This is a genomic window from Streptomyces sp. NPDC059696, from assembly GCF_042733745.1.
GTDB lineage: Bacteria > Actinomycetota > Actinomycetes > Streptomycetales > Streptomycetaceae > Streptomyces.
In genome coordinates this window covers 309,826-322,462 of the sequence record NZ_JBHWFG010000001.1, presented here as the reverse complement: position 1 = coordinate 322,462, position 12,637 = coordinate 309,826, and the positions used below count along the sequence as shown (strand labels likewise).

10 protein-coding genes are annotated in these 12,637 nt (G+C 75.6%); 7 read left to right on the top strand and 3 right to left on the bottom strand.

What is annotated here, in order from left to right; genetic code table 11:
* Positions 1–100: 100 nt before the first annotated feature.
* The 3 genes from ACFV20_RS01485 to ACFV20_RS01475 all read right to left on the bottom strand — a co-directional run bounded on the left by ACFV20_RS01485 (position 101) and on the right by ACFV20_RS01475 (position 2,438).
* Positions 101–886, bottom strand: a complete 786-nt coding sequence (locus ACFV20_RS01485) for a hypothetical protein (RefSeq protein WP_385651068.1) — start codon at positions 884–886, stop codon at positions 101–103.
* A complete protein-coding gene (locus tag ACFV20_RS01480) occupies positions 871–1,605 on the bottom strand; it encodes an RNA polymerase sigma factor (RefSeq protein ID WP_385651066.1) in 735 nt (244 codons plus the stop codon). Before ACFV20_RS01480 ends, ACFV20_RS01485 begins: the two co-directional genes overlap by 16 nt.
* A 323-nt stretch (positions 1,606–1,928) precedes the next feature.
* Positions 1,929–2,438, bottom strand: coding sequence for a MarR family winged helix-turn-helix transcriptional regulator (locus ACFV20_RS01475; RefSeq protein WP_385651065.1), 510 nt, complete (start codon positions 2,436–2,438; stop codon positions 1,929–1,931).
* Positions 2,439–2,541: 103 nt separating this feature from the next.
* Between ACFV20_RS01475 and ACFV20_RS01470 the strand changes: the two genes are divergently transcribed.
* From ACFV20_RS01470 to ACFV20_RS01440, 7 genes are all read left to right on the top strand, one after another.
* On the top strand, positions 2,542–4,629 hold the full coding sequence (locus ACFV20_RS01470) for an MMPL family transporter (RefSeq protein WP_385651062.1): 2,088 nt from the start codon (positions 2,542–2,544) through the stop codon (positions 4,627–4,629).
* 128 nt (positions 4,630–4,757) lie between these two features.
* On the top strand, positions 4,758–6,338 hold the full coding sequence (locus tag ACFV20_RS01465; RefSeq protein ID WP_385651059.1) for an SDR family oxidoreductase: 1,581 nt from the start codon (positions 4,758–4,760) through the stop codon (positions 6,336–6,338).
* Positions 6,339–6,342: 4 nt separating this feature from the next.
* The gene (locus tag ACFV20_RS01460) at positions 6,343–7,716 is read left to right on the top strand and encodes a cryptochrome/photolyase family protein (protein WP_385651057.1); all 1,374 of its coding nucleotides are present in this window, start codon (positions 6,343–6,345) and stop codon (positions 7,714–7,716) included.
* An 85-nt stretch (positions 7,717–7,801) separates the two neighbouring features.
* Positions 7,802–8,944 (top strand): polyprenyl synthetase family protein, encoded by a 1,143-nt coding sequence (locus ACFV20_RS01455; protein WP_385651054.1) that lies wholly within the window; start codon positions 7,802–7,804, stop codon positions 8,942–8,944.
* Positions 8,941–10,503: a phytoene desaturase gene (locus ACFV20_RS01450; RefSeq protein WP_385651052.1), complete on the top strand. Its 1,563-nt coding sequence runs from the start codon at positions 8,941–8,943 to the stop codon at positions 10,501–10,503. The genes ACFV20_RS01455 and ACFV20_RS01450 overlap by 4 nt, the downstream gene beginning before the upstream one ends.
* Positions 10,490–11,539 (top strand): phytoene/squalene synthase family protein, encoded by a 1,050-nt coding sequence (locus ACFV20_RS01445; protein ID WP_385651050.1) that lies wholly within the window; start codon positions 10,490–10,492, stop codon positions 11,537–11,539. The genes ACFV20_RS01450 and ACFV20_RS01445 overlap by 14 nt, the downstream gene beginning before the upstream one ends.
* A complete protein-coding gene (locus ACFV20_RS01440; RefSeq protein ID WP_385651047.1) occupies positions 11,532–12,548 on the top strand; it encodes a DUF5914 domain-containing protein in 1,017 nt (338 codons plus the stop codon). The genes ACFV20_RS01445 and ACFV20_RS01440 overlap by 8 nt, the downstream gene beginning before the upstream one ends.
* The last annotated feature ends 89 nt before the right edge of the window (positions 12,549–12,637 follow it).

Below are 12,637 nucleotides of genomic sequence, written 5' to 3'. Positions count from 1 at the left end.
CACACCGAAAGTGGCTCCGGAATCGTCACAGGGGTGTGCGGCCTCGGTGCTCCGGCCCGGAGATCGGCACCGGGCTTCCGCGCGAGGGCACCTGACGGGGTCACCGGCCCGGACCGCCGCCCGGACCGCCGCCCGGACCTCCGCTCGGGCGGCCGCCCTTGACGCCGCCCTTGCCCGTGGCACTCCCGCTGCCCGCCGAGCCCGTCCCCGCGCCGGGGTTCGCCGCGGCCTCACCGGCCCTGCCCGGGTCGCCGGGCGGGCCGGGCTCGGGCGTGGACCGGGTCAACCCGGCGCAGTACGCGTCGACTTCGTCCGCGCCGCCCGCCGCCGCGAGAAGCCGCTGCCATGCGGTCGCGTCGAGCGCCGCTCCGCGGCCGTCGACCCGTTCGTAGGCGCGGCAGCGGGCCTCGGCGTCCGGGGCGGAGGGCCGACCGCCTTCCCGTTCCGGGCCGTTCGAGGGGGCCGGTGACACGTGACCGCCCGAGCGGGCCGGGGCGGGAGGCGCAGAGCGCGTCGTCCCGCCCGTACCGTTCGCGGGCGGGCCGACGGAACCCATGGCCGCGACGGCGACTCCCCCCAGGGCGATGCTGGTGAGCACGGCGGCGAGCGCGGTCTTCACCTGACGGTCCGCACGCCCACTGCGGGGCGGCCGCCAGTCGTCCCGGCGCCGGGTGCGCGCCGCGTGGGCTCCCGTGTCGCGTGCGGACCGGAACGCCGCCACGGCCCGGCGCTCGGCCTCGGGCCCGGGGGCGTCCGCGCGCAGGGCGGCTGCCAGGACCGTGTGCAGTGCGGTGGCGTCACGCGGGCTCCACGCCCCGGGCGCGGCACCGCCGGGGTCCGCGCGCCGACGGCCCGTCGCCCGGTCGCGGTTCAGCCGATCACCCATGCCCGTTGTCCGTTCCTGCCTGAGCTGTTCGACGGGTCCGCGATGCCGGCCCGTGACGCAGGTCTGTCGGGCCGCCGACGTCGTGGGGACGGGCGGCCCTCCGGCGCCGGGGGCGCGTCCTCCGTCACGCCCTCGCCGCCCTCCGGGCCGAGACCCAGCTGACGGGCGAGGCGCTTCAGACCCCGGTGCGTCGAGGTGCGCACCGCGCCGGGGCGCTTGCCGAGGACGCGCGCGGCCGCCGGGCCGTCCAGGCCGACGACGACGCGCAGGAGCACGGCCTCGGCCTGGTCGCGCGGCAGACCCCGGACCAGTTCCAGGGCCCGCTCGGTCGATATGGTCTCCAGGGCCTGCTCCTGGGTGCTGTGCGGGCCGGGCAGGTCGAGGACGTCCTGTTCGAGCGCGCCCGGCCGGGGGCGGGAACGCTGGCGGCGGACATGGTCCAGTGCCCGGTGCCGGGCGATGGTGGCCGTCCAGCCGCGGAAGCCGCCCCCGTCCCCCGTGAACCGTCCGATGTCCCGGGCGATCTGCAGCCAGGCGTCGGAGGCCACGTCCTCCGCGTCGTCGCCCACGAGCCCGCGCAGGTAGCCGAGCAGGCCCGGTTGCACGAGCCGGTAGGCGACCGCGAAGGCCGCCTCGTCGCCCTGCTGGGCACGCGCCACGGCCTCGCCCAGATCGTCGTCGTGGGCCTGCGGGTAGCGCGATTGCCGTTCCTGACCCAAGACCGTCCTCGTTCGCACCGGGGTTCATGTCACGTGCGTGCCGGCCGACGCGCCCCGTTCGCTGCGGCACCCTCATGCAGACAAGCGCGCGTGTGCACAGAAGTGTCACAGCGCGCCAGGCGTCCCTCACATCACACGCCGCCGACGGCGAGGAAGGCCGGCGACCGCAGACCCCGTGCCCGGCCGCGCCCAGCACCCAGGCCATGACGTGCGTGAAGGCGTGTCCGGTCCGCACCGTCCGGTTGAGGGCTTCGGCCTGCCATCCCTCGGCGGCGTACGGGTCGCCGTACACCACGGCACGGGGCATCGGCCCGGCCCGTCACTCAGCCGGAGCCCTTGCGCAGCAGGGCAAGTTCGGCGTTCATCTCGGCCAGGAAGCGGACGACCACCTCCAGCTCCTCGCGGCTGAAACGGCCTCGGGCGGCGTCGGTGCTCCGGGCCAGGGGGCGGAAGTAGTCGCGGGCCAGGCCGCGGGCCGCCTCGGCGTAGTGCAGGTGCACCACGCGGCGGTCGCCGGCGTCGCGGACCCGGCGGATGTGTCCGGCCCGCTCCAGCCTGTCCAGGCACGCGGTCACGGCGCCGGACGTGAGGTTGAGCTGCCCCCGCAGGCGGCCCGGCGTCATGGGCTCGCCCGCCGCGTCCGGGTCGGAGTCGGCGTCGAGGATCGCGATCAGGGCCTGCATGTCGGTGAGGTGCAGGCCCTGTTCCTGGGCGAACTCCTGGGCGATGCGGTTGAACTCGCTGTTCATCCGGCGCAGGAGAACGGCGAAGGACTGCAACCCGGTGGGGTCCTCCGCCGGAAGAGATGCCGTGGGTGCACCGGATCCGCTCATCCCCCCAGCCTAGTATCTCTCAATGATTGAGATACTTTATGGCTGAGTTACTTCTTCTCGGTCACTCCTCTTTCGGTCACTCCTTCTACGGCTTGGGATGCGCATGAGTACCGCACCGCGTCGGGCCCGGCGGCTCGTACCGCTCGCTTTGCTGCTCGTCTGGCTGGGGGTGGGCGGGACGCTGGGTCCCTACGCCGGAAAGCTCGGCGAGGTGGCCACCAACGACCAGGCCGCCTTCCTGCCGCGGAGTGCCGAGTCCACCCGGGTGCTGGAAGCCCGTACGGCCTTCGACCGGGCCGAGACCGTGCCGGCCATCGTGGTGTGGACGGCGGACGGGGCCCGGTTCACCGAGGGCCGGCAGGCCGAGGCCACCCGTGCCGTCGCCGCCCTCGCCGGAAAGCCCGGCGTCGTGGGCCGCCCCTCCCCCGCCCTGCTCTCCGACGACCGTGAGGCGATACAGGCCGTCGTCCCGCTGGAGCCCGACCTCGGCGACGAACTGCCCGCCGCCCTCGACACGGTGCGCGAGGCGGCCGGGGGCGTGCCCGGCACCACGGTGCGGATCGCCGGGCCGGCGGCCGGCCAGGCCGATCTGTCCGACGCGTTCGCGGGCATCGACGGACTGCTGCTGGGCGTGGCCCTCGGCGCCGTGCTGCTGATCCTGCTGCTGGTGTACCGGAGCGTCCTGCTGCCGTTCCTGATCATCCTGGGGTCGGTCTTCGCGCTGGGCCTCGCCTGTGCCGTGGTGTACGCGCTGGCCGACCGGGACGTGGTCCGGGTCGACGGCCAGGTGCAGGGCATCCTGTCGATCCTGGTGATCGGCGCCGCCACCGACTACGCCCTGTTGCTGGCCGCGCGCTTCCGGGAGGAACTCGCCCTGCGCGAGGACCGTTCCGCCGCCGCGGTGGCCGCCGTGCGCCGGTCGTTCGGGGCGATCACCGCCAGCGCCGCCACCGTGGCGCTCGGGCTGCTGACCCTGCTCGCGAGCGACCTCACCAACAACCGTGCCCTCGGTCCGGTCGGCGCCGTCGGCATCGGCTGTGCCGTGCTCGTCACGCTCACCTTCCTGCCGGCCGCGCTGGCCCTGCTGGGCCGCACCGCCTACTGGCCGTCCCGGCCCCAGCCCCCCGCGCAGGCCGCCGAGGGCAGCGGCGTGTGGCGGCGGGTCGCCCGGACGGTGGACGGCCGGCCCCGGCGGACCTGGGTGGTCACGGCACTCGTCCTGGCCGTCTGCGCCGCCTTCGCTCCTTCCCTGTCCTCCAAGGGCGTGCCGCTGGACGAGATCTTCGTGAACGACGCCCCGTCGGTGACCGCGCAGGCCACGCTCGGCGCGCACTTCCCCGGCGGCTCCGGCAACCCGGCCGTCGTGATCGCCGACGCGGACCGCACCGCCGAGGTGACGGCCGCCGCACGCGACACCGAGGGCGTGGCCTTTGCCGGTGCCGTCTCCGCCTCCGCCTCCGGGCGGCCCGGGGCGGGTGAGCCGCTCGTCGTCGACGGACGGGTGCGCGTCGACGTCACCCTCAAGGCGGCGGCGGACAGCGACGCGGCCAAACGGACCGTCGAGCGGCTGCGCGCACGGGTGCACGCGGTGCCCGGGGCCGACGCGCTGGTCGGCGGGTACACGGCGCAGCAGTACGACACCCAGCGGACCGCCGCCCGGGACCGGACGGTCATCGTGCCGATCGTGCTGGCCGTCATCCTGCTGATCCTGATGCTGCTGCTGCGCTCGCTGCTCGTGCCGGTGCTGCTGGTGGCGACCGTGGGGCTCAACTTCCTGGCGACGCTGGGGGTGTCGGCCCTGGTCTTCCAGCACCTTCTCGGCTTCAGCGGCACGGACGCCTCGGTACCGCTGTACGGCTTCGTGTTCCTGGTGGCACTCGGCGTCGACTACAACATCTTCCTGATGTCCCGGGTCCGGGAGGAGGCGCTGGCGCACGGCAACCGGCAGGGCGTGCTGCGCGGGCTGACCACCACCGGCGGCGTGATCACCTCGGCGGGTGTGGTGCTGGCCGCGACGTTCGCGGCGCTGATGGTGATCCCCCTGGCGTTCCTGGTGCAGATCGCGTTCATCGTCGCCTTCGGGGTGCTGCTCGACACGCTCGTGGTGCGCTCCCTGCTGGTGCCCGCCCTGGTGATCGACATCGGGCCGCGGGCGTGGTGGCCCGGCGTCCTGGCCCGACGGAACGGCTGAACCGCCCGCCGGACCCATCAGCCCCCCAAGGGTGCATCCGCCGCGGGGGCCGGGGCGGAAGTGTTCCCGTCAGGGCCGGTCGCGATCCGGCGGCAGGGCAGCGGTACGGCACGCCGGGAGGCACGGGTATGGCGACGGACGGGCGGCGGCTGCAGTGTCTGGTCACCGGGGCGTCCGGGTACATCGGCGGGCGCCTGGTGCCGGAACTGCTGCAGGAGGGCCACCGCGTCCGGTGCCTGGCCCGCTCCCCCGGCAAGCTCCGCGACCACCCGTGGGCGGCGCACGCCGAGACGGTCCGGGGCGACGTCACGGACCCCGAGTCGGTGGCCGCCGCGATGCGCGGAGTCGACGTCGCCTACTACCTGGTGCACGCCCTCGGCACCGGCTCCCGCTTCGAGGAGACCGACCGCGCCGCCGCCCGGGTCTTCGCCGATCAGGCCCGGGCCGCGGGCGTCCGGCGGATCGTCTACCTGGGCGGACTGACGCCGCGTGACGTGCCCGAGGAGTCGCTCTCCCCGCACCTGCGCTCCCGTGCCGAGGTCGGGGAGATCTTCCTCGACTGCCCCGTGCCCGCGACGGTGCTGCGGGCCGCCGTCGTCATCGGCTCGGGCTCGGCGTCGTTCGAGATGCTGCGCTACCTCACCGAACGTCTGCCCGTGATGGTCACCCCGAGCTGGGTGCACACCCGCACCCAGCCCATCGGCGTGCGGGACGTGCTGCGCTACCTGGTCGGGTCGGCCACCATGCCGGACGACGTCGACCGGGCCTTCGACATCGGCGGCCCGGACGTCCTCACCTACCGCGACATGATGCTGCGCTACGCCGAGGTGGCGGGGCTGCCGCGGCGGTTCATCGTGCCGGTCCCGGTCCTCACCCCGCGGCTGTCCAGCCACTGGGTCGGCCTGGTCACCCCGGTGCCCGCCGGCCTCGCCCGGCCTCTGACCGAGTCGCTGCGGCACGAGGTCGTCTGCCGCGAACACGACATCGCCCGGTACGTGCCGGACCTCCCCGGCAGGCCGCAGCCCTTCGACGAGGCGCTGGCCCTGGCGCTGCGCAAGGTGCGCGACGCGCAGGTCGCCACGCGCTGGTCCTCGGCATCGGTGCCCGGAGCGCCCAGCGACCCGCTGCCCACCGACCCGGACTGGGCGGGCGGCAGCCTCTACCAGGACGAACGGCAGCGGCCGGTCGACGCCCCCCGGGCCGCGCTGTGGAAGGTGATCGAGGGCATCGGCGGCGACAACGGCTGGTACTCCTCCCCGCTGGCCTGGGCGGTCCGGGGCTGGCTGGACCGGTTCGCGGGCGGGGTCGGGCTGCGCCGCGGGCGGCGGGACACCGAGCGCCTGAGGGTCGGTGACTCGCTGGACTTCTGGCGGGTGGAGGAGCTGGAGCCCGGTCATCTGCTGCGGCTGCGCGCCGAGATGCGGCTGCCCGGCCTCGCCTGGCTGGAGATGTACGCCGAGACCGACGAGGCGGGCCGCACCCGGTACCGGCAGCGCGCCCTGTTCCACCCGCGCGGCCTGCTGGGCCACGCCTACTGGTGGAGCGTCGCCCCTTTCCATGCCGCCGTGTTCGGCGGCATGGCCCGCAACATCGCCCGGGCCGCCTCCGAGGGCACCGGCGGACGGCGCGGCGGCTCGCGCCTCCGGCGGGCCCGCCGGCGCCGAAGTGTCCTGCAACGAACGGCATCCGCATCACCGCACCAGGAGTGACACCATGACCGTCGCGGTCGTCCTGTTCACCTCGGACCTGCGTCTGCACGACCATCCGCCCCTGCACGCCGCCCTGAACGCGGCGGACGAGGTGGTGCCCCTGTTCGTGCGCGACCCGGCCGTGCACGCCACCGGTTTCGACGTGCCGAACCGCGCCGCCTTCCTCGCCGACTGCCTCGCCGACCTCGACGCGTCGCTGCGCGGCCTCGGCGGGCGGCTGGTCGTGCGCAGCGGGCCGGTCGCCCGCGAGGTCCGCGCGGTGGCCGCCGCGTGCGGCGCCACGGAGGTGCACATGGCGGCCGGGATCACGGGCTTCGCCCACCGCCGGGAGGAGCGGCTGCGCAAGGAACTCGACGCCGACGGTGTCCGGCTGCGGGTGCACGACGGCGTGATCACCGCTCTCACACCCGGGGCCGTGACACCCGCCGGCTCGGACCACTTCGCGGTGTTCACCCCGTACATGCGCCGCTGGTCCAAGGAGCGGCTGCGCGACCCGCTGCCCGCGCCGCGTGCCGTGCGGGTCCCCGAAGCGGCCCGCGGCGAGGACCCGCCCGCGCGCCCGGCGGGGACGGACCTGTCTCCGGAGCTCCCGCCCGGCGGGGAGTCCGCCGGGCGGGAGCGGTTCGCGCGCTGGGCGGACGCGGACCTGTCCCGCTACGAGGACCGGCACGACGACCTGGCCGGTGACGCGACCTCACGCCTGTCGCCCTACCTGCACTTCGGGGCGCTGTCGCCGGTGGAGGTCGTCCGGCGGGCCCGCGAGAAGGGCGGGGCCGGGGCGGAGGCGTTCGTCCGCCAGCTGTGCTGGCGCGACTTCCACCACCAGGTTCTCGCGGCCCGGCCCGAGGTGTCCGTCCGGGACTACCGCTCCCGGGACGACCGGTGGCGCGGCGAGGAGGACGCCGCCGAGGACATCGCCGCGTGGCGGGAGGGCCGTACCGGCTATCCGGTGGTCGACGCGGGCATGCGCCAGCTGCGCCACGAGGGCTGGATGCACAACCGGGCCCGGCTGGTGGTGGCGAGCTTCCTGACCAAGACGCTGTACGTGGACTGGCGGATCGGCGCCCGGCACTTCCTGCGGTTCCTGGTGGACGGCGACCTCGTCAACAACCAGCTCAACTGGCAGTGGGTCGCCGGCACCGGCACCGACACCCGCCCGCACCGCGTCCTCAACCCCGTCCTGCAGGGCAAGCGCTACGACCCGGACGGCAGTTACGTCCGCCGCTGGGTGCCCGAGCTGGCGGACATCGGCGGCTCCGCGGTGCACGAGCCGTGGCGGCTGCCCGACGGCCGGCGGGCCGGGCTGCGCTATCCGGAACCGCTCGTCGACCTCGGCGAGGGCCTGGCCCGGTTCCGGCAGGCCCGCGGCCGCGACTGAGAGCGCCAGAACCCGGCGCATCCGAAACACCGCTCCCAGCCGAAGCACGGATGTGCGGATGACCGGAACCGAGAAGGGGTTGCGCATGCCTGTACCGCGGTCGACGATGGCCGGACCGACGGAGACGAACGACGCCCCGCTCACGGCTCCCGGAGCCACACGTGCCATGGAGGCGGTCCTCGAGCGGGTGCTCGACGCGCGGCTTCGGCAGGCACACGACACGGATGCGGTGTTCACCCACGACATGGCCGAGCGCGTCGCCGCGTTCGTCCGGCGGGGCGGCAAGCGGCTGCGGACCGCGTTCGTGTGGTGCGGCTGGCGGGCCGCGGGCGGGGCGGGCGACACGGGCGCGGTCCTGCGCACCGGAGCCGCCCTGGAACTCCTCCAGGCCTGCGCGCTCGTCCACGACGACGTGATGGACGGATCGCCGCTGCGCCGGGGCGGACCCGCGATGCACGTGGACTTCGCCCGGGGGCACCGGGCCGAAGGGGCGGGCGGCTCCCCCGAGGCGTTCGGGACGTCGGCGGCCGTGCTCGCCGGCGATCTGGCGCTGGCGTGGGCGGACGACCTGCTGACGGAGACGGCGCTCGCCTCCCCGTACGGCGCGCGGCTGCACGACGAGTGGCGGGCCATGCGCACCGAGATGGTCGCCGGGCAGTACCGCGATCTGCGGGCGCAGGCGAGCGGCGCGTCGGGCGCGGAGGAGGCCCTGACCATCGCCGTCCTGAAGAGCGCCCGGTACACGGTCGTGCGGCCCCTGACACTGGGCGCGTCGCTGGCCGGCGCCGACGCGCGGACCCTCGGGGCGCTGCGGGCCGCGGGCCGCTGCGCGGGGCTCGCCTTCCAGCTGCGCGACGACCTCCTCGGCGCGTTCGGGGACCCGGCGCTGACCGGCAAGCCGGCCGACGAGGACCTGCGCTCCCGCAAGCTCACCCCGCTCCTCGCCGTCGCCGTCCGGCTCGCGGAGACCGGTGGCGACGAGGACGCCGCCGCGGTCCTCGCCCCGGACGCGGACGCCCGGCCGGGGCACACCGTGGAGCGGATGCGGGCGGCGCTGGAGCGGACGGGCGCCCGGGCCGAGGTGGAGTCGAGGATCGCGGACCTGGCCGCCGCCGGGCTGCGGCACTTCGAGGCATCCGGCGCCGCCCCCGCCGTACGGCGGGAGTTCGCCGACCTCGTCCGGCGGGCCGCCGGTGTCGCCCCGCAGCAGGCGCAGGAGCTCGTATGAGGACCGTGACGGGTCCCACGGACCATGTCGTCGTGGTGGGAGCCGGCCTGTCCGGACTGGCGTGTGCCCTGCACCTGCTGGGCGCCGGCCGCCGGGTCACGCTCGTCGAACGGGACGCCGGGCCGGGCGGGCGGGCCGGCCGGGTCGGGCTCGGCGGCTACCTGGTGGACACCGGGCCGACCGTGCTGACCATGCCGCACCTGGCCGACGAGGCGTTCGCGGCCGTCGGCGAGAGCCTCTCCCGGCACGTCGAGCTGCTGCCCCTGCACCCCGCCTACCGGGCCGCGTTCGCCGACGGCTCCGCACTCGACGTGCACACCGACGGGGACGCCATGGAGGCGGAGGTGCGGCGCTTCGCCGGACCGGCGGAGGCGGCGGGCTACCGCAGGCTGCGCGGCTGGCTGGAGCGGCTGTACCGGGCGCAGATGCGCCGGTTCATCGACACCAACTTCGACTCGCCGTTCCAGCTGGCGCACCCGGACCTGGCCCGTCTCGCGGCGCTCGGCGGCTTCGGCCGGCTGGACGCCCGGATCGGCCGTTTCCTGTCCGACGCCCGGCTGCGCCGGGTCTTCTCCTTCCAGGCCCTGTACGCCGGTGTGGCCCCGGCCCGGGCCCTCGCCGCGTACGCGGTGATCGCCTACATGGACACCGTGGCCGGGGTCTGGTTCCCCAAGGGCGGCATGCACGCGCTGCCCCGGGCGATGGCCGACGTGGCGGGCGCCGCCGGTGCCGAGGTGCGCTGGTCGGCCGAGGTGAGCACGCTGGAACGCTCGGCGGGCCGGGTGCGGGCCGTCCATCTCGCCTCGGGCGAGCGCATCCCGTGCGACGCGGTGGTGCTGACCTGTGAACTGCCCGCCGCGCACCGGCTGCTGGGCCGGGCGCCCCGGCGTCCGGTGCCGCTGCGGCACTCGCCGTCCGCGGTGATCCTGCACGCGGGCACCGACCGCACCTGGCCCCACCTCGCCCACCACACGCTGTCCTTCGGCGCCGCGTGGGAGCGCACCTTCGAGGAACTGACCCGGACGGGCAGGCTGATGAGCGACCCGTCCCTGCTGATCACCCGCCCCACCGCGCACGACGCGTCCCTGGCGCCGCCCGGCCGCCACCTCCACTACGTCCTGGCGCCCTGCCCGAACACGGCCGTGGGTCCCTCCGCCGCCGCCTGGCGGGACCTGGGGCCCCGCTACCGCGACCGGCTGGTCGCCGAGCTGGATCGCCGCGGCCTGGACGGCTTCGCGGACAGCGTCGAGGAGGAGCTGCTGGTGACCCCACTGGACTGGACGGCCCAGGGGCACGCGGCGGGCAGTCCCTTCTCCGTCTCCCACACCTTCGCCCAGACCGGGCCCTTCCGGCCGCGCAACCTCGTGCGGGGCCTGGACAACGTGGTGCTCGCCGGCTGCGGGACCACACCCGGCGTCGGCGTGCCGACCGTGCTCATCAGCGGGAAGCTCGCCGCCGCCCGCGTCACCGGAGGCCCTGCCGCCGTGCCCCGGGCGGGCCGGCCCCCGTACCGCCGCCCGCCCACCCCGACCGGAGCAGGTGCCCATGACCCGTCGTGAACTGGACGCCGCCGGGATCACCGACCCCGGCCTGCGCGCCGACTACAGCCGGTGCCGGCAGCTCAACGCCCGCCACGGCCGCACCTACTTCCTGGCCACGCGCCTGCTGCCGCTGGAACGCCGTACGGCCGTGCACGCGCTGTACGGCTTCGCCCGCTGGGCCGACGACATCGTCGACGACCTGGACCGGCGGCTGACGCCGGACGAGCGGGACCTGCTGCTGAAGCGGCTGGAGGAGGACCTCGCCCACGCGCTGCGCACCGGCGGCGGGGACGAACCGGTGGTCCGGGCCGTGGCCGACACCGCCGAGCGCTACGCCATCGACGTGGAGCTGTTCGCCGACTTCCTCGCCTCGATGCGCGCCGACCTGACCGTCACGGACTACCCGACCTACGCCGCCCTGCGGGCCTACATGCACGGCTCGGCCGCGGTGATCGGCCTGCAGATGCTGCCCGTGCTCGGCACGGTCGTCCCGCGCGAGGAGGCGGCACCGCACGCGGCGGCCCTCGGGGTGGCGTTCCAGCTGACCAACTTCCTGCGGGACGTGGGCGAGGACCTGGACCGGGGGCGCGTCTACCTGCCCGCGGACCTGCTCGCCGCCCACGGGGTGGACCGGGAGCTGCTGGAGTGGAGCCGCCGCAGCGGGCGCCGCGACCCGCGCATCCGGGCGGCGCTGGTCGCGGCCGAGGCCCTGACCAGGGACGTGTACCGGGACGCCGAACCGGGCATCGCGATGCTCGATCCACGGGTACGGCCCTGCATCAGGACCGCGTTCACGCTGTACGGCGGCATCCTCGACGCGATCGCGCGGCACGACTACACCGTGCTGCACCGCCGTGCCGTGGTACCCCGCAGACGACGGGCCGCCACCGCCGCGGCCGGTGTCCTCAAGGTGGCCCGCGCCCGCCGGCACGCACCACAGGAACAAGAACGGCAGGAACAAGAACGGCAGGAACGACAACGGGGGCGCGAGCGGCTGGGGCCCGGGCGACGGGGCCCGGACGGACGGGAACGGAAGGGATCGGACCATGGCTGACCGGGCGGACCGGCCGCGCTGGACGTCACCGCTGCGGCGGCGCCGCGGCCCCGGTTGGGCGGAGCAGACGCCGACCTGGCGCGACGCCCGTCCGGCGCTGATCGCCGACACCCTCAAGCGGGCCTGTGCCCGTCCGTCGGGCAACTGGTTCGTGGTCGGCGCCTCCCGCGACGTGCGCCCCGGCCGCCCCTGCGGCAGGACCGTCGGCGGCGTCGAAGTGGTGCTGTGGCGCTCGCCGGCGGGTGAGCTCCGGGCCGGTCCCGGCGTCTGCCCGCACCTCGGTGCCCCGCTGCGCGACAGCCGGGTGGTGTGCGGGACGCTCGTGTGCCACTGGCACGGACTGGCCCTGGACGGCTCCGCGTTCGCCGGCTGGCAGCCGTACCCCGTCCACGACGACGGGGTGCTGGTGTGGGTCCGGCTGGACGCGGTCGGCGGTGAGGAGCCGTCGGAGCGGCCCGTGGTGCCGGTCCGGCCCGCGCCGGGCAGCGGGGTGGACGCGGTGTTCACGGCGGTCGGGCGGTGCGAACCGCAGGACGTGGTCGCCAACCGGCTCGACCCGTGGCACGGGTCCTGGTTCCACCCGTACTCCTTCGTCGATCTGACGGTGGTGCGGGAACCGCGGGGCGACCAGGAGGGCGACGAGGACGACGCCTTCGTGGTCGACGTCTCCTTCCGGGTGGCGGGCCGTCTGGTGGTGCCCGTGCGGGCCGAGTTCACTGCGCCGGAGCCGCGCACCGTCCTGATGCGCATCACCGACGGCGAGGGGGCCACGTCCGTGGTGGAGACCCATGCCACGCCGCTGACCGCCGCGGACGCGCGGCAGCCGCGGACCGCCGTGGTGGAGGCGGTCGTCGCCGCCTCGGAACGGCGGGGCTTCGCCCTGGCCCGGGCCGCGGCCCCCGTGCTGCGCCCCCTGATGCGGCAGACGGCCGGGCGGCTGTGGCGCGACGACCTGGCCTACGCCGAGCGGCGCTGGGAGTTGCGCAGCACCGGACGCTTCCCCGGCTGACACGACCCCGCCGGACGGGCCTGCGCTGAGCGGCCCGGGCCCGTCCGGCGGCCCCTGCTTCGACGTGCCCGACGAGCCCTTCCCACGGG